This window comes from Lysinibacillus sp. NPDC056959, assembly GCF_042674095.1.
Lineage (GTDB): Bacteria > Bacillota > Bacilli > Bacillales_A > Planococcaceae > Lysinibacillus > Lysinibacillus zambalensis.
Window position 1 is genome coordinate 17311 of the sequence record NZ_JBHURE010000033.1, and the last position, 21831, is coordinate 39141.

General features: G+C 38.8%; 14 protein-coding genes and 1 riboswitch. Of the genes, 11 read left to right on the forward strand and 3 right to left on the reverse strand.

The window, feature by feature from the left end; genetic code table 11:
- Positions 1-81 precede the first annotated feature (81 nt).
- Entirely contained in the window at positions 82-1986 is a 1905-nt protein-coding gene (locus ACFTQ7_RS22785; protein WP_386831375.1) for an S-layer protein, read from the reverse strand.
- Between the two features lie 279 nt (positions 1987-2265).
- Between ACFTQ7_RS22785 and ACFTQ7_RS22790 the strand changes: the two genes are divergently transcribed.
- Entirely contained in the window at positions 2266-3195 is a 930-nt protein-coding gene (locus tag ACFTQ7_RS22790; RefSeq protein WP_386831377.1) for an AEC family transporter, read from the forward strand.
- 224 nt (positions 3196-3419) lie between these two features.
- Positions 3420-3534, forward strand: a riboswitch (TPP riboswitch).
- A gap of 323 nt (positions 3535-3857) precedes the next feature.
- Entirely contained in the window at positions 3858-5636 is a 1779-nt protein-coding gene (gene thiC, locus ACFTQ7_RS22795) for a phosphomethylpyrimidine synthase ThiC (protein ID WP_386831379.1), read from the forward strand.
- A 205-nt stretch (positions 5637-5841) separates the two neighbouring features.
- Here the strand turns inward: thiC and ACFTQ7_RS22800 are convergent, their stop codons facing one another.
- A complete protein-coding gene (locus tag ACFTQ7_RS22800) occupies positions 5842-7347 on the reverse strand; it encodes a catalase (RefSeq protein WP_349661896.1) in 1506 nt (501 codons plus the stop codon).
- Between the two features lie 380 nt (positions 7348-7727).
- The gene (locus ACFTQ7_RS22805; RefSeq protein ID WP_386831381.1) at positions 7728-9173 is read right to left on the reverse strand and encodes a helix-turn-helix domain-containing protein; all 1446 of its coding nucleotides are present in this window, start codon (positions 9171-9173) and stop codon (positions 7728-7730) included.
- Between the two features lie 231 nt (positions 9174-9404).
- Here ACFTQ7_RS22805 and hutH point away from each other — a divergent pair, with 231 nt between their 5' ends.
- The 9 genes from hutH to ACFTQ7_RS22850 all read left to right on the forward strand — a co-directional run bounded on the left by hutH (position 9405) and on the right by ACFTQ7_RS22850 (position 21403).
- Positions 9405-10919 carry a histidine ammonia-lyase gene (gene hutH / locus ACFTQ7_RS22810; protein WP_386831383.1) on the forward strand — a complete coding sequence of 505 codons (1515 nt, stop codon included), beginning with the start codon at positions 9405-9407 and terminating at the stop codon, positions 10917-10919.
- Between the two features lie 105 nt (positions 10920-11024).
- Entirely contained in the window at positions 11025-12353 is a 1329-nt protein-coding gene (locus tag ACFTQ7_RS22815; RefSeq protein WP_349661893.1) for a YjiH family protein, read from the forward strand.
- A gap of 15 nt (positions 12354-12368) precedes the next feature.
- On the forward strand, positions 12369-14039 hold the full coding sequence (gene hutU, locus ACFTQ7_RS22820; RefSeq protein ID WP_386831385.1) for a urocanate hydratase: 1671 nt from the start codon (positions 12369-12371) through the stop codon (positions 14037-14039).
- Positions 14036-15322 (forward strand): imidazolonepropionase, encoded by a 1287-nt coding sequence (gene hutI, locus ACFTQ7_RS22825; RefSeq protein ID WP_386831387.1) that lies wholly within the window; start codon positions 14036-14038, stop codon positions 15320-15322. Before hutU ends, hutI begins: the two co-directional genes overlap by 4 nt.
- 190 nt (positions 15323-15512) lie before the next feature.
- Positions 15513-16313, forward strand: a complete 801-nt coding sequence (locus tag ACFTQ7_RS22830; RefSeq protein ID WP_386831389.1) for an NUDIX domain-containing protein — start codon at positions 15513-15515, stop codon at positions 16311-16313.
- A gap of 90 nt (positions 16314-16403) precedes the next feature.
- On the forward strand, positions 16404-16955 hold the full coding sequence (locus tag ACFTQ7_RS22835; protein WP_386831391.1) for a cysteine hydrolase family protein: 552 nt from the start codon (positions 16404-16406) through the stop codon (positions 16953-16955).
- Positions 16956-16970: 15 nt separating this feature from the next.
- Positions 16971-18440 (forward strand): nicotinate phosphoribosyltransferase, encoded by a 1470-nt coding sequence (locus ACFTQ7_RS22840; RefSeq protein ID WP_386831393.1) that lies wholly within the window; start codon positions 16971-16973, stop codon positions 18438-18440.
- A gap of 27 nt (positions 18441-18467) precedes the next feature.
- Positions 18468-19082 (forward strand): nicotinate-nucleotide adenylyltransferase, encoded by a 615-nt coding sequence (nadD, locus tag ACFTQ7_RS22845; protein ID WP_386831395.1) that lies wholly within the window; start codon positions 18468-18470, stop codon positions 19080-19082.
- Between the two features lie 473 nt (positions 19083-19555).
- A complete protein-coding gene (locus tag ACFTQ7_RS22850) occupies positions 19556-21403 on the forward strand; it encodes an SLC13 family permease (RefSeq protein WP_349661886.1) in 1848 nt (615 codons plus the stop codon).
- The last annotated feature ends 428 nt before the right edge of the window (positions 21404-21831 follow it).

Below are 21831 nucleotides of genomic sequence, written 5' to 3' on the forward strand. Positions count from 1 at the left end.
CCGACGCCACGATTCCCGAGGCATAATTGATTTTTTGAGTTTGAAAAGGACTTGGCTTAGTGCCAAGTCCTTTCAATTTTTTTATTGTTTACCTGAACTTTGAGCATCTTTATAGATGTCGATCGCCTTGTTTAATTTGTTAATAGCCTCTGTCACTTCGTACGAAGAGGCATAGACGTTACTGGCAACGGATTGAGCGTGTTGAACTGCTTTTTCTAGACTGCGTTTTTCTCTTTCTGTTGTCCATAGTTCATAATAAGGGATATCAGAGCCATCGCCATTCGCGGAAACTTTTACATACTGAACAGAATTAATGAGTGATGTTAACCAAGATTTATCAACGTAATGCCAATGATTCACACCAGATTTATAATTACTCCTATAAGTTGAAATGGCATTATATAAATATTGATAGGCATACGAAATATCCGACTGAGACGATGAGCTATTGTTTGCAATACCTTGTGCGTATAAAACAGCAGAAACTAGAGCGTCTTTTTCACTTTGCGTCGTCCAAACTACATTGTAGGATAATTCAGATCCATTTACAGAAACGGTTACATACTGAACAGAGTTAATAAGTGAAAAAAGGGAAGATCGATCGGCATTATATTGATAAGTGCCATATTTTTGTGCATTCTTATAAATTGTGATGGCGTAGTTTAAATTGCTGATTGCATTTGTAATATCAGACTGTGTTGCATAGTAATTATTTACAACATATTGAGCAGATGAAACGGCAGAGGTTAGAGCATCCTTCTCACTTTGAGTTGTCCAAGGTTCATAAGAAGCTACATCATTACCATTGTTCCAAGAAACCTTTACATACTGAACAGAGTTGATCATCGATTGTAGTGAAGACTTATCACCATAAACATATTTTGTTCCGCTTTTTTGCACAGCACGATAAACGTTTAATGCATTTTTGTACTGTGTAATCGCATTGTTTACTTGTTCCTGAGAAGCGTAAGAATTATTAACTACTGTTCTAGCGCTGCTTACGGCTGATTCGAATGTTGTACGTTCAGCCTGCGTTGTCCATTTATCAGTTACTGAAATGTCATATCCATTAACAGATACTGCAACGTATGGAGGTGAAGCTACTAAATTACTAAGCTCCGTTTTATTTAAAACAGGTAATGTCACAGAGGCTTTTTTATCATCCACCTGTACTTTGTTAATTAGATGCCCCGAATTTAATGCCACCTTTGCCCCATGTTTGACAACCACTTGCTCAATTGTACCTTTTCCGTAAAGAGTGAAATCTTTCTCAACATCGATAGTTAGTTTATCAACATTGGCCGTTACTTCAAATGCAGTAACTTTACCAACTACGTCGACATTCGAAATAGTTTTGTCAGAAGTCACACTCACTTTAGTACGTTTTAAGTTAATGTTTGGAGATTTAATATCTTTTAGAGAAACATTTAACCAATTACTATTTTTAGTCAATAAAGGTCTAAAAGTAATTGTATCCCCAATAGCAACATCATCAATTGTAATGGCCTTCTTCACACGATTAGTTACGATAAGTTCATCTTCAATAGTGACATTTTGAACTTTTACATAATCCGCATTTACAGTTAGGCTTCCAGCAATTTGCGCGTCGCCGCCATCAAAATCTAACGCTTTATTTTTTGTTCCACCTTTAGTTAGTGTTAGTGATGTAATACTTGTAATTTCACCGTTCTTTACGACAATAGTAGCTGCAGCATTTGCCAATGCAGCATTATTGGATGTGTTTAAGAGGGGCTTCAATGACTTACTAATTTTAAATTGGCCATTGGATGTGCGTACTTTATCATTAGCGATGCTGGTAATAGTAACATTTTGTCCCTTTGTTTTGGCTGCAGCTACTTGCCCGTCGATTTGAACTGAGTGGTTTAAAGATACATCATTAGAAGTGGCATTCGCAGTTGATACAGGCACAATTAAGGTTGCTGTAATAGCGGTAGCCATAAAAGTAGAAAATACTTTATTCTTCATTTTTTTGTCGCTCCAATCATTGTATTTAATGGATAATATATCATATATTTCTTCGGTTTAGTGCGCAAATGGGGTATTTTACTATATTAATTTAATGAAATAATAGGCCTTTTTTCTTCAATTATTTTAATAACTCGTAGTTTGAGAGGGTAAATCATCCTTCCGAGAGCCTTTGCTATTGTTTGGACATGATGAAAAAGACAGGATGAGTGAACGCTGAAGTACATTGACCGAGTTTACAAACAGCACTACTATAGGAGAGGGAAGGGGGACAACACTATGGTGTATCTCGGTATGATTTTCTTTCAAATTGTAGCTCCGATTTTAGTGCTTCTAGTACTTGGCGCAGTTTTGCAAAGGAAATTTCGTTTTAATTTAAAGGCGCTATCTCAACTTATTACATACTGCTTTATGCCAGCAGCTGTTTTTGTGAATTTATATGAAACGAGTATAGAATTGTCTGTGCTAGGGGAAGTTGCGTTTTTTATTCTGCTCTTTATCGGAAGCCAAATGGTCCTTAGTCACTTTCTAGCAAAGGGGCTCGGTTTAGTAAAAACAGAGGCTGCGGTGTTTAAAAATAGCGTTGTCCTCATTAATTCAGGCAACTATGGTATTCCAGTTGCCCAAATGATTTTCGTGACTCAGCCGATTGGGGTAGCGATTCAAGTTATTCTCGTTATATTTCAAAATATGACGACGTATACTTACGGCTTGTACAATTTAATTTCTTCAACAAAATCAGGTATGTCAATTTTGAAGGATTTCCTCAAAATGCCTATTATTCATGCACTTATTATTGGCGTTACTATGAACTATTTTAAAATCCCTATACCGCAGTTCGTAAAAATTCCGATAGATCATGTGGCAGATGGCTTTATCGCTGTAGCATTAATAACTTTAGGGGCACAGCTATCCCAACTTGAAATAAAATCTATGTTTAATAAGATGGTATACATTAGTTGTTTTACACGATTAATCATAGGGCCTGCCGTAGCATTGCTTATCATTTTTGCTCTTGGTCTTGACGGTGTCGTGGCACAATCACTTTTTATAGCTAGTTCGTTCCCGACATCGCGAAATAGTTCCAGTCTGGCATTAGAATATGACGTAGAATCGGCAACTGCTGCACAAACAGTTTTATTTTCAACGATTGTGAGCTGTATTACAGTGACAATTGTGATTTATGTAGCGGAGTTGTTGTTTACCTAATGGCTAGGTGCTCATTTGATTGTCCATAGTTGATAAAAACTGAAATTGTTCCGATAAAATGAGATTTTGTTCCGATAAATCTTCAAAGTATATGAATTCATCAGATAACGTGAAGTTGTGCGCCAAAGTCTAATCTGACGCTGATTCTTGATGAATGTGCCAAAAATAATCAAATGAAGCTTCCATCTATTAGCAATATCTGCTACACTAGCATCAAACTTAATAGTATTAACTAGGGGAGTCTGATGAGTCAGGCTGAGAGGGAAACGCATAGAGGTTTCTTGACCCTTTGGACCTGATCTGGCTCATACCAGCGTGGGAAAGTTAACCATTATTGCACACTACGTTATTTGCAATAACTATACCTTTACATTCTTAGCCGGATCCAAAATTTTTTTGGATTCGGCTTTTTGTCTTCATTCAGCAGAAGACTCCTATCTTTCCAGGTGATGAGATGTATGCGGTGAAGCTTCCTAACTAGTAGGTGCCCAAACGCCTGCTGAATGAAGACAAGCCTCCGGCGGATGTCACGGATTTTAAAAGGAATGAATTGTGCGGGCACAATTCAAAATCCGGACGCAATTACGCCAAGGCGAAATTGATTTTTGTTGGGTGAGCTAGATTCGGTCCTTATATTAATATAAAAGGGAGCGAAGTAGTTTATGACAACAGTTAGCGAAAAGAATATTACGATTATGTCAAGTTTTGAAGGAAGTAAAAAAGTTTACGTAGAAGGTTCTCGACCAGATATTTTAGTGCCAATGCGTGAGATTGCTTTGAGTCCGACGACAGGAAGCTTTGGTGAAGAGGAAAATGCACCAGTGCGTGTTTATGATACGAGTGGCCCGTACACTGATCCTGCACATAAGGTGGACATTACGAAAGGATTACCAGCTTTACGTAGTGCATGGATCAAAGAACGAGGTGACGTTGAAGAATACGAAGGTCGTACGATCAAGCCAGAAGATAATGGATTCCGCAAAGCTAATGATCCACGAATGAATGAAAATGTATTTCCGGATTTATCTAGAAGGCCTTTACGTGCGAAAAAAGGCAAAAATGTAACGCAGCTTCACTATGCACGAAAGGGAATTATTACTCCAGAAATGGAGTTTGTAGCGATTCGTGAAAATATGGATCCCGAGTTCGTGCGCTCAGAGATCGCGGCGGGGCGTGCAATTTTGCCATCTAATATTAATCACCCTGAGGCAGAGCCAATGATTATTGGACGCAACTTCCACGTGAAAATTAACGCCAATATTGGAAATTCAGCGGTGTCATCCTCTATTGCAGAAGAGGTAGAAAAAATGACGTGGGCTACACGCTGGGGTGCTGATAACATTATGGATTTATCGACGGGTAAGCATATTCATACGACGCGTGAATGGATTATCCGTAATGCTGCGGTGCCAGTAGGAACGGTGCCGATTTATCAAGCGCTAGAAAAAGTAAATGGTGTGGCAGAGGATTTAACGTGGGAGGTATATCGTGATACGTTAATCGAACAAGCAGAGCAAGGTGTAGATTACTTCACGATTCATGCAGGGGTATTGCTACGCTATGTGCCATTAACGGCTAATCGTGTAACTGGCATAGTGTCTCGAGGAGGCTCGATTATGGCGCAATGGTGTTTATATCACCATCAAGAGAGCTTCTTATATACTCATTTTGAAGAAATCTGCGAAATTATGAAAACCTATGATGTTGCCTTCTCTTTAGGTGATGGTTTACGTCCTGGTTCTATTGCAGATGCAAATGATGAGGCTCAGTTTGCGGAGCTGGAAACGCTAGGGGAATTAACGCAAATTGCCTGGGAGCATGATGTACAGGTGATGGTAGAAGGACCAGGGCATGTGCCGATGCATCTTATTAAAGAAAATATGGACAAGCAGTTAGAGGTATGTAAGGAAGCTCCTTTCTATACGTTAGGACCACTAACGACAGATATTGCTCCGGGCTATGACCATATTACATCAGCCATTGGAGCTGCAATGATTGGTTGGTATGGTACGGCAATGCTATGTTATGTAACGCCTAAAGAGCATCTTGGCTTACCAAATCGTGATGATGTTCGTGTAGGGGTTATTACGTACAAAATTGCTGCACACGCTGCTGATTTAGCGAAAGGGCATCCGGGGGCACAGCAACGTGATGATGCACTATCTAAGGCACGCTTTGAATTCCGCTGGCGCGATCAATTCAACCTTTCGTTAGATCCAGAGCGTGCAGTCGAATATCATGATGAAACATTGCCAGCAGAAGGAGCAAAAACTGCGCATTTCTGTTCAATGTGCGGACCTAAGTTTTGTAGTATGAAAATCTCACAGGATATTCGTACTTATGCAAAAGAAAAAGATCTAAATACGACTGAAGCTATCCATAAAGGTATGCAGGAGAAGGCGAAGGAATTTAAAAAGGCGGGCAGTCAAATTTATCAATAATTATTAGACTGGGCTCGTGTCTTTCATAGGCACGAGCCTTATTTTGGTTCATCATCAAGAGGGGTGCATGTATATAGGTTGATTTCCTTTCCGGTGATGCGCCCTCATTTTGTCATTAAGATAAAAAAACTCCATGTGAGGTCGCCCTTCACATGGAGTAAAAAGTTGGATTTGGATATCAATAATAGTTGGAATATGTGGAGAATTAAACGTTAGTTGGTTGTTTCACGTATGGATTTGTAAGATCCATACCTTCTAATGAAAGACCCATAGCTTTTGCTACACCTTCACCATATGCTGGATCAGCTAAATAGCAGTGAAGAATATGACGACGTTTAATGAACTCTTCAACTGATGCCATATCATTAGCAGTATTTTCGAATAGGCGTTGTTGCTCTTCGGCAGTCATTAGGCGGAATAATTTACCTGGCTGTTCGAAGTAGTTGTTGTCATCTTCACGGAAGTCGTGGATACCAGCATTACCGTCGATACGTAATTCAGGCTCTTTATAGTCTAAATTATGCTCCCATTCACCATAGCTATTTGGTTCATAGCCTAAAGTTGAACCAAGGTTGCCATCGAAACGCATAGCACCGTCGCGGTGGAATGTACGGAATGGGCATTTTGGTGCGTTCACAGGAAGCATGTAGTGGTTCACACCTAAACGATAGCGTTGTGCATCTCCATATGCAAAAATACGAGCCTGTAACATTTTGTCTGGAGAGAAGCTAATACCAGGGATAATGTTAGATGGTGCAAAGGCAGCTTGTTCAACTTCTGCAAAGTAGTTGTCCGCGTTTTTGTTTAACTCGAATTCACCTACAGGAATTAATGGGAAGTCTTTTTTATACCATACCTTTGTTAAGTCAAACGGGTTATATGGTAATTCACGAGCTTGTTCCTCTGTCATAACTTGGATGGACATTTTCCATTTAGGGAAATCGCCATTTTCAATTGCTTCATATAAATCGCGTTGTGAAGATTCGCGGTCATTACTGATTACTTCAGCAGCCTCAGCACCAGTTAAGTTTTTAATCCCTTGCTCTGTACTAAAGTGGAATTTAACCCATACGCGCTCATTTTCTTCATTAATAAAGCTATATGTGTGAGAACCGAAACCATGCATATTGCGGTAACCAGCTGGAATACCACGGTCAGACATTACGATTGTTACTTGGTGAAGCGCCTCAGGTAATGAAGTCCAGAAATCCCAGTTTGAATTAGCGTTTTTCATATTTGTGCGTGGGTCACGTTTTACCACGTGGTTTAAATCTGTAAAGTGTAAAGGATCACGGAAGAAGAATACAGGTGTGTTGTTACCAACTAAATCCCAGTTACCTTCTTCAGTATAGAACTTAAGTGCAAAGCCACGAATATCGCGCTCAGCATCTGCTGCACCACGCTCACCTGCAACTGTAGAGAAGCGTGCGAACATTTCAGTCTTTTTCCCAACCTCTGAGAAAATTTTTGCTTTAGTATATTTAGTAATATCATGCGTTACAGTGAAAGTACCGAATGCACCTGAACCTTTAGCGTGCATACGACGTTCAGGAATAACTTCACGGTTGAAGTTTGCTAATTTTTCAACTAACCATACATCCTGAAGAAGTAGAGGACCACGAGGACCTGCTGACATTGAATCATGGTTGCTTACTACTGGAGAGCCACCTGCTGTTGTAAAACGACGGCTACGATCATTTTTGTTTGTCATATTAGTTTACCTCCTAAAGAAAATTGTGAGTCAAACTCTTCAACAATAACTATAACAAATGTAAAATAGAATTGCTAGTAAATTATAATTATTATTGTTAAAGAATATTTATATTAAGATACAAACTATAAATATATGCTAGATTTAAAGGGGTTATGACTAACCTTTACCACAAATTAAGTTTTTTTAAACATTTTTGAGGATTATTTAACTTCTTTCAAATGAATTCTTTTGTTTATTTATTCTTATTGAAAATATGATAATTGAAAATAATACTAGATAATGAGATCGCGCGCGTGAAGATAAGCCTTCTTTCGCTACACTTTCGCACAAGTTCTCAGTTAGAACGGAAATGAACTCCACGTTGTTGATATGCCTTTTCAAGTTTTACGATATCGATTAGGCGTAATGCCGATGTGCTGTTTAAAAATTTTAATGAAGTAATTTGAATCTTCGAAACCATTTAAATAGGCAATTTCACTAATAGCAAAATCAGTTTCTACTAGCATTTTTGTGGCATTATGAATTCGCACCTGCTGCAGGTAGCGTTTAAGTGGCAAGCCTTGCTTCTTTGAAAAGATCGTACTTAAATAATTGGGACTAATCCCTAATTTATGAGCAACGTAAGGTAAAGATAACCCGCTGTCTTGAAACTGTTGGTCGATAATTTCTATGGCCAGTTCTACATAGTCAGCTCGTTTCTCCATACGTGCCTCACGGGCCAATTCAATCAGTTTTTGTGTAAATGATATGATGCCATTTTGAATGGTATAAAATATAGGATGCTCAATAATTAAATGAAAAAGCTGACGATAATTTTGCTCAATTGCAGCTTTCTCGTGTAATTTATACTTCAGCATAAAGCGTCGAATTTGTGCTAAAACACTTGTTAGATGAATACGTAAGTCATCCTGCTCGTAATAAATTCCTTCATTAAATAGTCGATATAAAAATGCCTTAACAGCTTCAATATTCCCGTCCTCTAAACTACTTATTAATAATTGTTGCTCTTCGGGTGTAAGTAAAGGATCGAAGGGCTGTGTCTTCAGCTGCTTACTCGTATAAAAAATATGCCCATAACCTTCGTAAAAACTTTGACGAAGAGCACGCTTCGTTAATGTATACATATTCTTCATAGTTGTAGGTTCCCCATCGTAAATGCCGATATTTAAAGAGCTATTATTTGTTGACCGCCATTCCTTGATTAATGTACGAACATCTTTCTCTAAATCATTTGTTTGGAATAAGCAAACGATTCTCTCTGATAAAGGATAAATCCTCATACTAGAATAAATAGGAGTTTGCTGAAGCCAGTTGTATAGTTTGTTAAACATGTCGGAATGCTCAGGCTCGATCATGGTGAAGTGTATATTTGTCTCTAGCGTACTAGTTTTACTATCTAAAAATAGTTGATCGTAAAAAGATTCATCTGTAGCTTCTTGATACAATGCTTCGGCCTTTGGTGTTCGAAGGGAAATAGCAGTGAGCTTTTGCTTTAATACTTCTAAATCAATTGGTTTAACGAAGAGATGTGCGACCTGTAAATCGATTGCTTTTAATGCATTTTTAAACAATGGCTCTGTCGTCATCGCTAAAATGGTTCCTGAATGTTTTTGTAAAACGCGATAAAGTGCCGTTAAACGATTATTCGAGAATAGGTCAATATTTAGTAGTATCACGTCAGGCTCGAATTGCTGGATACTTTGAGGTGCCTCATTAATAGTTGTACATATTTCGATGGTTACATCCCCGGGGAAATATGTATGTAAAAACCAACGAATACCTGAAAGGTCAGCGGAGTCTCTATCAATTAATAACAATTTCATACATACGAACCCACCTTAAAATTATCTAGTTTCGTAAAAAAATACGATTATATTATTAAAATATCAAAAAATCTGAAATAATTCATGTATTCTCTTTTAAAATTCCCTATTTTCTGAAAAAGGTAGTTAGTACAATGTAAATAGAGTAATTGTTATTTATCTTTTGTAGCGATAACTAAATTGATTACGAGCATTTTTACATAGTTATAAAGGGAACAGGGGGATGGCATTATGATGTCTATTATCGAGCTTGATGGCAAGACATTAACAAGACAGCAAATAGGGGAAATTGTAAACGGTCTTGCTACGGTTGCGCTATCTGCAAACAGTGTGGAGCGTATCTGTTTAAGTAGGGAGCGCATTGAAAAACGCTTAGCTGAGGGACAAACCATTTATGGTGTGAATACAGGCTTTGGAAAGCTAAGTAATATAAAGATTGAAGAGGAAGATATTGAGCTTTTACAGTTGAATTTATTACGCTCAGATGCGACAGGTGTTGGTGTACCGTTCCCAACAGATGTTGTACGCGCCATGATGGTTTTACGTGCCAATGCTTTAGCACGTGGTTTTTCAGGCATTCGTCTAGATACAGTGCAGTTGCTATTGGATCTTATAAATAAGGGAGTCCATCCTATTGTACCGTCTCAAGGTTCAGTTGGAGCAAGTGGAGATTTAGCGCCGTTATCACATTTGGCTTTAGTGCTAGTAGGTGAAGGCAAGGCGGAGTTTAATGGCGAGGTTATGAGTGGCAGTGAGGCATTACGGCAAGCTGGACTAACACCGGTGCGACTACAAGCTAAAGAAGGATTAGCGCTTGTAAATGGTACACAAGCAATGACGGGAATCGGCGTGTTAACTGTGAACGAGGCAGAGCGTATGGGGCTAGCGGCAGATATGGCAGCGAGTTTAACGCTTGAGGCACTGAAAGGGATTACTTCCGCATTTGATCCAGCGCTTTTAGCGGTAAGACCCCACCCAGAATTAGAGCTTGTTGGTGGACGAATCCGCAAGTGGCTTGAAGGAAGTAAACGTGTGACAAAGCAAGGTGAAATCCGTATGCAGGATGCCTATTCACTACGTTGTATTCCGCAAGTACATGGTGCTTCATGGCAATCATTTTTCTATGCGGAGGACCGCGTGCAAATTGAAATGAATGCAACGACAGATAATCCGATTGTTTTAGAAAATGGGGAAGTATTGTCTGGGGGACATTTCCACGGTCAACCAATTGCATTGGCGATGGACTTTTTAAAAGTCGGTGTATGTGAGTGGGCGAATATTTCGGAGAGACGTACAGAACGAATGGTTAATCCGCAGCTTAATGAAGGTTTGCCGCCATTTTTAGCGACAAATCCAGGTATTGAATGTGGACTGATGATTGCTCAATATACAGCAGCCTCTATCGTATCTGAAAACAAAGTATTGGCACATCCTTCAAGCGTGGATTCTATACCGACGTCAGGTAACCAAGAGGATCATGTGAGCATGGGGACAACATCAGCTCGCCAAGTACGTCAAATCGTACACAATGCCGCTCGTGTCATTGCAATAGAAATGATTTGTGCATCTCAGGCGATCCATTTAGATAAAGCAGAAGAGCAGTTATCTCCCACAACGCGAAAGTTTTTAGAAAAAGTGCGTGAGTTTTGCCCGCCACTGTTAGCAGATCAACCTATCGGCGATGAAATTGAAGCGCTTTCAGAGTATTTATTAACGAGTGATGTTCTATTAAATGAGTATAAGTAAATTTTAAAGCAATAACTTCCTAGAGAAAATCCAAAAAATCCTTTAACTAGTTTTGACGACTTAGAGATTTCTTTCAGAAAAAGCACTTACATCGGAGGGAGTAGTATGGAATTTCATCAACGAGAGCTGGAGCGAGATTCGCAATTTCGAATCTCCTCCGCTATTAAGATGTTTATCTGCAGTATAGTCGGAATATTCAGCTTTTTTGTATCGTTTGAATGGCGAGGTAAGGATTCCATTTTAATTGATCACATCGTAAGTTTTATTCGCACCGAAGCGCCACTGCTTGTAACTGCATATGTGCTCATAATGCTTGTAGGTGGAGCGATTCATCCATTCCTAACAAAGAAATGGAATAAGTCGACCGTCAATATTGTGATGTCAATCCTTAAAGTGGGCGGTATGATTGCAGGGATTTTGTTAATTTTCAATATAGCACCAGCGTGGCTAGCGGATGAAAGTATTGGACCGTATTTACTGGAGAAGCTTGTTAAGCCGGTAGGCATATTAATTCCGATCGGGTCTTTGTTTTTAGCGCTTCTAGTTAGCTACGGATTGCTTGAATACATCGGTGTTTTAGCACAGCCGTTTATGAAGCCTGTTTTTAAAACATCAGGACGTTCAGCAGTGGATGCAGTAGCTTCATTTGTCGGCAGTTATTCGGTTGGATTGCTGTTAACAAACCGTCTTTATATGGAAGGTCGCTACACAGCGAAGGAGGCCGTGATTATTGGAACAGGCTTCTCGACTGTATCTGTCACGTTTATGGTTGTCATTGCGAGTACGTTGGATATGATGCAGCATTGGAATGCGTTTTTCTGGGTGTCACTCGTTGTAACATTCTTGGTCACTGCGTTAACGGTACGCCTTTATCCGATTCGTTCCATGAAGGACGAATACTACGAGGGCGCGACGCCGATGCCAGAAAAGATAGTTAAAAAGGGGCGTTTTAAAGAAGCGTGGCGTCAAGCGATGGAGGCTGTTGATCAAAATCCGCCTATGACTAAAATTTTATGGGCGAATTTAAAGGATGGCTTCATCATGACGATGGGGGTTATGCCATCGATTTTATCGGTTGGTCTTTTAGGACTTGTGCTTGCAACATATACACCTATTTTTGATTGGCTTTCGTATATTTTTGTACCATTCACATATGTACTGCAAATTCCAGAACCATTTTTAGCGGCAAAAGCGCTGTCATTATCGTTAGCAGAAGTATTTTTACCGGCACTTGTTGTCACACAGGCAGCGCTTGTGACGAAATTTATTGTGGCAGTTGTATCAATTTCGGCAATTTTGTTCTTTTCAGCTGTCATACCACTTATTTTATCAACTGAAATTCCGGTGACATTGCGCCAAATTGTAACCATTTGGTTTGTGCGTGTCGTATTAACTTTAATCATCGTAACACCAATAGCATTTTTACTATTTTAAAGGAGCGTGTTTTTTATGGTAGTCAAAACAAATATTCGTGCACCACGTGGGAATGAATTATCTTGTAAAGGTTGGACACAAGAAGCTGCAATGCGTATGTTAATGAACAATCTAGATCCTGAAGTAGCAGAAAATCCAGATGAGCTTATCGTCTATGGTGGAATAGGTAAAGCGGCACGTAATTGGGAGAGTTATGAGCAAATTATCGCGTCATTAAAAGAATTAGAAAATGATGAAACACTTCTTATTCAATCAGGAAAGCCGGTAGCTGTATTCCGTACACATGAACATGCGCCGCGTGTATTAATTGCAAATTCTAATTTAGTACCGTCGTGGGCAAATTGGGAGCACTTCTATGAGTTAGAGGACCGTGATTTAATGATGTACGGTCAAATGACGGCTGGTAGCTGGATTTATATTGGTGCACAAGGCATTTTACAAGGAACATATTTATCATTTGTAGAGGCAGGTAAAAAAGTATTTGGTACAGCGGACTTACGCGGCAAATTCATCCTTACGGGTGGTATGGGTGGCATGAGTGGTGCACAGCCTTTAGCTGGGAAAATGGCTGGCGCTGTTATTTTAGTAGTCGAAGTGGAACGTGCTCGAATTGAACGTAAAATTAAAGAGGGCTACTGTAATTATCTTGTAGAGACAGTTGATGAAGCGATTGAATTAGTCAATAAACTACGTGACAAAAAAGAGCCAGCGTCGATTGGTCTTGTTGGCAACTGTGCAGATGTTAATCGTGAGCTATTGAACCGCGGAATTATCCCTGATTTTGTCACAGACCAAACATCTGCCCATGATCCGATCAATGGCTATGTTCCAAATGGCATGACGTTTGAGGAAGCGCTTGAACTACGTAAAAGTGATGTAAAAACGTATGAACAAAGAGCAAAAGAGACGATGGCTGAGCATGTTCGTACAATGCTTGAATTCCAACAAGCAGGTGCAGAAGTATTCGATTACGGTAATAATATTCGTGCGTATGCCAAAGAGATGGGTGTAACAAATGCCTTTGATTTCCCTGGTTTTGTTCCAGCGTATATTCGTCCTTTATTCTGTGAGGGGAAAGGACCATTCCGTTGGGCTGCACTTTCAGGTAATCCAGAGGACATCTATAAAACAGATGCACTAGCAAAAGAAATGTTTGCTGAAGATGAAGGTCTTGTGAATTGGATTGATATGGCGCAAAAGATGGTGAAATGGCAAGGGTTACCTGCGCGTATATGCTGGTTAGGCTATGGTGATCGTCACCGTTTTGCACTGAAGGTTAATGAAATGGTTGCCAATGGAGAGTTATCAGCACCGATTGTCTTTGGTCGAGATCATCTAGATTCTGGCTCTGTTGCATCACCAAATCGTGAAACAGAGGGCATGCTTGATGGTACTGATGCAGTATCAGATTGGCCAATTTTAAATGCACTTGTTAATACAGCAAGTGGTGCGAGCTGGGTAAGTGTCCATCACGGTGGTGGTGTAGGAATGGGTTATTCGCAACATGCTGGTCAAGTGCTAGTAGCGGATGGTTCTGAGCTAGCTGCTGAGAAGATTGCACGAGTGTTAATTTCGGATCCAGGAATGGGAGTTGTGCGTCACGCGGATGCGGGTTATGAAATTGCAATTAATACAGCGAAAAACAAAGGTGTGCATATACCAATGTTAAAGGATGATGCTAAGTGACTATTTTAATCAAGAATGCCAACGAAGTGATCACGTTAAAAAGTGCCGTACAAGGTCCGCGTACAAAGGAACAAATGCGTGACATTGCAATAGTGGAAAATGGCAGTGTTTTAATGGAGGGAAATAGCATTATAGCGGTAGGTTCACTTACACAGCTAAAAGCGGATTTCCCTGATCTTGTAAAGGTTGCTGAAGTTATTGACGCCTCAGGTAAGATTGTAATGCCGGGTCTTGTCGATTGTCATACGCATTTAGTTCATGGAGGTACACGTGAGCAGGAATTTAATATGCGACTCAATGGTGCCACATACATGGAAATTATGAATGCGGGTGGCGGGATTCATGCTACAACAAAGCGGACACGAGAAACTAGCTTTGGTGATTTATATGTAAAAACGATGAATCATTTAGATGTGTTTTTGAAGCATGGTGTCACAACGGTTGAGGCAAAATCAGGCTATGGCTTGGATTGGGAAACTGAAAAGAAACAGCTAGAAGTAACAAAGGAATTGCAAGCTACACATGACATTGATGTCGTTAGTACCTTTATGGGGGCGCATGCGGTGCCGCGTGACTATAAAGGACGTGAAGATGAATTTGTGGATCTAGTCATTCATGATATGCTACCGAAAGTAGCTGAGCTAAACCTTGCAGAATTCAATGATGTATTTTGTGAAAAAGGTGTATTTACGCCAGAGCAATCACGACGCATTTTAGAGGCAGGGAAAGCGTTGGGGTTAACACCGAAAATTCATGCAGATGAAATTGAGCCTTATGAGGGAGCGGAGCTTGCTGCAGAAGTAGGAGCCATTTCTGCGGAGCACTTATTAGTTGCTTCTGATGAAGGGATACAAAAAATGGCTGAAGCTGGAACGATTGCTGTGTTACTACCTGGAACAGCATTCTTCTTACGTGCACCATTCGCGAGAGGACGCCTAATGATTGATGAAGGGGTACCTGTAGCTATTTCAACTGACTTTAACCCTGGCTCATCTCCAACGTTAAGTCTGCCATTTATTATGAATTTAGCTTGTATGCATATGGGGATGACACTGGAGGAAGTGTTAACGGCGACAACCGTTAATGCAGCATACGCAATTAATCGTGGACATCAAATTGGCTCCCTTGAAGCGGGTAAACAAGCTGACGTCATTATATTGGATGTTGCCAATTACAAGCAATTGCAATATTTCTATGGCATGAATCATACGAATACTGTCATTAAAAATGGGCGAGTTGTCGTACAGGATGGAATTCTTTTGAAAAATCAATTAGTAAATTAAATAATAAAAAAGACATAAATAAGGCAGAAATGCTTTGTTTATGTTTTTTTTATGGAAAGTTGTTCTTCTTATTCTTTTATAAAAAGAGTTGAAATTGTTAACTGGAAAAGTTATCATGTTATTAAGTAGTAATTATTGAATTGCAAATTACTACCCCTGCAAAACATTGAATCAAAGGAGTTATTTTAAAATGACAAAATATCGTTCACAAGAAGAAGTTCTTGCGAATTATGATTCTTCTAACTATATAACACCTGATGGATATACATCAGATATCGCAATTTTTACAATAACATCCGAAAAAGTAGAGGAAAAAGCACCTCCGATGATGACGCTTAAAATCATGTTGATTAAACGGGCCGAAAAAGATCATGAAGGAAACCCGAATATCGAAGATGGAAAATGGGCGCTTCCAGGTGGATTTGTAGATGCGACAAAAAGGGAAACCGCCTATATGGCTGCTAAAAGAGAATTGAAGGAGGAAACGAATGTAGATAGTCTACACATTAAGCACTTTGGTGTCTATGATGATATAGATCGTGATTCTCGAGGTTGGATGATTTCAAATGCCTTTTATGCAATCGTTCCAGAAGTATACATTGACCAGCGTCAAGCAAATGACGATGCGGCAGAAGTAGAACTTTTCGATATAAATGAAGTTTTCAAACTCGATTTAGCCTTTGATCATCGGAAAATTATTTCAGACGCTTTAGAATTTATTAAGAAAGATATGATACAAACAACAGTTGCTAAAAATTTTTTACCGGGAGAATTTACATTATCTGAACTACAAAGAGTTTTATTGACAGTGGGAGATGATCCACGTATTGCAAATGATTCGGTGTTCTTTACAAAAGCGCCTAAGCTGCCTTTTATTGAAAAAGTTTTAGATGAAGATGGGAAACCGAAGAAAACGAAAAGAAATTCATTTAGACCATCGCAATTATATTCTTTTAATGACTTCGAAATCGTAGAGTCAATTTATCATTAGGAAAGCATCAGTCTTTCCTAATTAATTTTCAATATACTAATTTGTAATTTATTAATTACTAATTAAATGAGAAATTGGAGTGATGGAAATATGTCAAAGCGTGCATTGATTAATATTGATTATACAGTGGATTTTGTAGCTCGAGATGGAGCCTTAACTTGCGGAAAACCGGGGCAACTATTGGAAGTGGTAAATACACAATTAACAAAGGAATTTATGTCAAATGGTGATTTTATAGTTTTCGCTGTTGATGTTCATGAAAAAGAAGATAGCTATCACCCAGAAACAAAGCTTTTCCCTCCTCACAATATTCGAGGTACGAGGGGGAGAGAACTATATGGCTCTTTAAAAGAACTATATGAAGAAAATAAAGAATTAGATCATGTCTACTATTTGGATAAAACCAGATATTCTGCTTTTGCAGGTACGGATTTAGAGATTAAATTGCGTGAACGAGGCATTACTGAACTGCATTTAATCGGTGTATGTACGGATATTTGCGTTCTTCATACAGCGGTAGATGCCTATAATAAAGGATTTAACATTGTTATTCATAAAGATGCAGTAGCGTCTTTTAATCAAGCAGGGCATGAGTGGGCGTTAGGACATTTTGAGCATTCTCTCGGAGCTACTATTATGTAAACGGAGGAACAGGGTATGAAATATGCGGACGATAGCTACATGTTGCACACGGACTTATACCAAATAAATATGGTGGAAACGTACTGGAATGATGGTACACAAAATCGAACAGCGGTTTTTGAACTATACTTTCGACAACTTCCGTTCGGGAATGGCTATGCGATATTTGCGGGCTTAAAAAAGATAATGGAGTTTATCAAAAACTTTGGTTTTTCTAATAGTGATATTCAATATTTACGCGAGGAAGGAAAATACTCAGAGGAATTTCTTAAATACCTTCAAAATCTAAAATTTACAGGTACTATTTCTGCAATGAGGGAAGGTGAATTAGTATTTGCAAATGAACCTATTTTACGAATTGAAGCCCCTTTGGCAGAAGCTCAGTTAATGGAGACACCTTTATTGAACATCGTTAATTTCCAAACTCTTATTGCAACGAAGGCTTCGCGCATTAAACAAGTGATTGGAAAGGATATCACGATGGAATTTGGTACTCGTCGAGCGCATGAATTTGATGCAGCGATTTGGGGAACTCGTGCAGCTTATATTGGTGGATTTTCTGCAACTAGCAATGTCAGAGCTGGAAAATTATTTGGCATCCCTGTCTCAGGTACTCATGCACATGCCATGATACAGGCATATCGTGATGAATACACTGCATTTACAAAGTATGCAAATACGCATAGAGATTGCGTTTTCTTAGTAGATACGTATGATACGTTACGCTCGGGTGTCCCTAATGCAATTCGGGTCGCAAAGGAGTTTGGAGATAAAATCAATTTTATAGGAATAAGGCTGGACAGTGGAGATTTAGCTTATCTGTCAAAAAAAGCAAGGGAAATGCTAGATGAAGCTGGCTTCACTGAAGCGAAAATTATAGCATCTAATGATCTGGACGAATACACGATTATCAATTTGAAGTCTCAAGGGGCTAAAATTGATACATGGGGAATCGGAACTAAGCTCATTACAGCGTACGATCAGGCAGCTCTTGGGGGCGTATACAAATTAGTATCTATTGAAGATGAAAACGGGGAAATGGTCGATACCATCAAAATTTCTGGAAATCCTGAAAAAGTAACGACTCCAGGCCGCAAACGTATTTATCGAATTATTAATACAGACAATGGTCATGCTGAAGGAGATTATATTGCATTGGACTACGAAAACCCGCAAGAGGAAAAACGCTTGAAAATGTTTCACCCTGTTCATACTTATATCAGTAAATTTGTAACGGATTTTACAGCGAAAGAATTACATCAAGACATTGTAGTAAATGGATCTATTCTTTACAAAGAACCAACACTTCAAGAAATTCAAGTATATGTAGAGGAGAATTTACATCTACTATGGAGTGAGTACAAACGAACAATGAATCCAGAAGAGTATCCGGTCGATTTAAGTCAAGCGTGCTGGGATAATAAAATGACAAGAATTAAAGAAATTAAAGAAAAAGTCACGAAGATGATGAATGAGAGAAACTAATAGAGAAGTGGAATGGGGGGTTAGGAAATGGCGAAAATAGGGATTTACGGATCATCCTTTGATCCAATTACAAATGTTCACCTTTGGACTGCAAGCACAGTCGCACATCGTTGCAAATTAGATAAAGTGATTTTTTTACCTTGCTCAAACAAACGAAAAGACAAGGAGATAAAAACAAAGAATACGCATCGTTGGAATATGCTGCAGTTGGCTATTGCTAAGGATAAGCGTTTTATTGCAGATTCATATGAAATGGAGCAAGAGGGCTGGAATATTTACACGTATGATACGATGAAATATTTTAGAGAACAACACCCGAATGATGAAATTCATTTTATTATGGGGGCTGATTTATTAGTCGATATTGGTGCTGGGTTGTGGAAAAGGGGAGATGCATTAGTAGCTGAGAATAAATTTATTGTAATGGCAAGGCACGGAATAGATATGTTATCAACAATTAGTCGTTCTCCTATTTTGAGGAATCATGATGATGGAAGATTCCATTTAATTGATAAAGGGTTAGCGATGGAAATTAGCTCTACCTATATTCGAGAAGAATTTGCAATGGGCGGTGAACCAAGATACCTACTCCCTGACGCTTGTTATGACTATATTAAAGAGAATAATCTTTATCAAAAATAAATTTAGGTGTGGCTTATATATGATAGTGGAGTGCGGGATAACACCGCACTTAATTTTTTTTTGGATTATCATCAAAAGTGGAGGGCATTTTTTATTTATATAGGTTCGATCTTCGTTCTGTCTGGGCGACACTTTGGAGATTAGCGATAGAGGAGTGAAGGCTAAAACCATTACCTCCTGTGATAACGCCTTCGTGACCAACATCGGTGCTGTGGCCTCGCTTTCACGCAAAAAACATCTGTCTGCTCAAGCGGCTCATCGGACGCCCCTAGCTGGAACGAAAATCAACCTCGCGTTATGTGACGCGACTTTTATTTCGAAAAGATGGTGAACTTTCTCATATTTAGTTCTTGGTAAGATATAATAAATTTAAGTGATAAAGCAAACATGCAAAGTGCTGGAATTACAAAGGGCTTTGCGTAATTACCCTCAATAAAACACAATGATCTAATGTTAGAAAGGAATTCTTAGATGTGCAGCTTACATTAACATTTCTTATTTTAGGAGCGACAATTTTTGCATTTGTGACTAATAAAGTACGAGCGGACCTCGTTGCGATTGTGTCACTTCTAGCATTTGTTATTACGGATATTTTAACACCCGCAGAAGCATTAGCTGGTTTTTCAAACTCTGTAGTTTTAATGATTGCAGGGCTGTTTGTCGTGGGCGCAGGTATTTTACGAACAGGACTTGCAGGGATGGCGGGGCAATTACTGCTAAAGTGGTCAGGTAATAGTGAGTTGAAATTATTTGTATTATTGCTCATTATTGTAGGTTCTGTCGGTGCGTTTATGAGTAATACAGGTACTGTAGCTTTGATGATGCCGATAGTTGTTAGTATTGCGATTAGTATGAAAGTAAGTCCGTCAAAATTTTTACTACCACTTTCTTATGTTGCAAGTCTTTCTGGGCTTATGACACTTATTGCTTCACCGACAAATCTTATCGTTAGTCAGTTATTGGTCGATCGTGATTACAATAAGCTAGGGTTTTTCGAAGTAACACCCATCGGTATTGTAGGGATGATTGTTGGTATTACTTATTTAGTACTTGTGCGCAACATTCTTTTACCAAATGAAAAAAGTCGTACAGAAACAAAAGCTGATTATAGACTATCTCCGAAGAAAATTATTAAGCAATATGATTTAAACAATCGTTTGTTTAAAGTGTTTGTGCCAGAGGATTCGTCGATTATTGACGCAACATTAGCGGAATTAAAGCTTCCGGCCAAATATACGCTTTGTATGATGAAAATTCACCGACGATCTCAAGAAGGTATTAATTTTTTACCGGTGACATATCAGGAAATGGCTGGTCCGACAAGTGTGATCCATGCCAAAGATGAATTGTATGTCCAAGGTGAGGAAGAGAATATTCGTCGTTTTGCTTCTGATTATAGTCTGGAGATGCAGGAACTGGCTGAAGGAGAGGCTGATGAATTAGTATCGAAGCATCTTGGTATTGCTGAGGTCTTATTAACACCGAATTCTAGCTTTATTAATAAGACCGTAAGCACCCTAGGCTTCCGAGAAAAATATAATCTTAATATAATTGGCATAAATCGTAGAGGTGGCTATAAGCTGCAAGATATGGTGACGCATAAATTAAAATTTGGAGATGCTATTTTAGTACAAGGTGCATGGGATGAAATTTTATTACTTGCAAGGGAAACACAGGATGTTGTTGTTGTCGGTCAGCCAAAGGAGCATGCTAGTGTAGCTGCAGCGACGGGGAAAGCCGGTATTGCAGGTGTCATTATGCTTTTAATGATTGTGCTAATGGCTTTTGAGATTTTCCCTGCTGTTATTTCCGTTATGATTGGCGCCGTATTGATGATATTAACAGGGTGTTTGCGTAATATGGAAGATGCATACAGCAATATGAACTTTGAAAGTATTGTACTTGTAGCTGCAATGCTTCCGATGGCGACTGCTTTGGAAAAAACAGGTGGTATGGCCATCTTATCTGATGGTATTATCAATGCGCTTGGAAACTATGGACCTTACGGAGTACTGATCGGAGTTTACATTTTAACTGCAGTCTTTGGTCAGTTCATTAGTAATACAGCCACTGCTGTATTATTCGCACCGATTGCTATGAATGCTGCGATTGCGATGGAAGCAAGTCCAACGACATTTATGATTGCTGTTGCTGTAGCAGCAAGTATGGCATTTGTTACTCCGATTGCTTCCCCAACAAATGCGCTAGTTATGACAGCTGGCGGTTATAAGTTTATGGACTTTGTGAAGATTGGAATACCACTACAGATTATTATGTTTATCGTTATGATGCTGGCAATTCCATTTTTCTTCCCATTTTAAAAACTCGGTTTCTATACCGAGTTTTTTATTTATTTTTTATTGATGGTTATGATAAAATTCTATTTTAGATACTAATAAAAAGTTAAATCAACTTGAGATGTAGAGTCTAATGATAATTTTTTTGTAAGTATATAAATAGGAAGTTTCTCAATGAAATGAAAAGGTATAAAATTTTATTAGAAAAAGTGTTGACCTTTTTGAATCAAGAGTGTAGTATTATACGAGTCGCTAAGATAACTTCTGAAAAATAATTAAATTAAATAAAATTAGTTGTTGACATCGAGTTTGCAGCATGTTATTATATAAGAGTTGCTGCTGAAAAACAGCGACAAGATGAACCTTGAAAACTGAACAAGCAAAACGTAATCAATAAAGTTTTTAGTAGCTAACCTTGAGTTAGTGAACGAAACAAAATTTTGGACATCAAA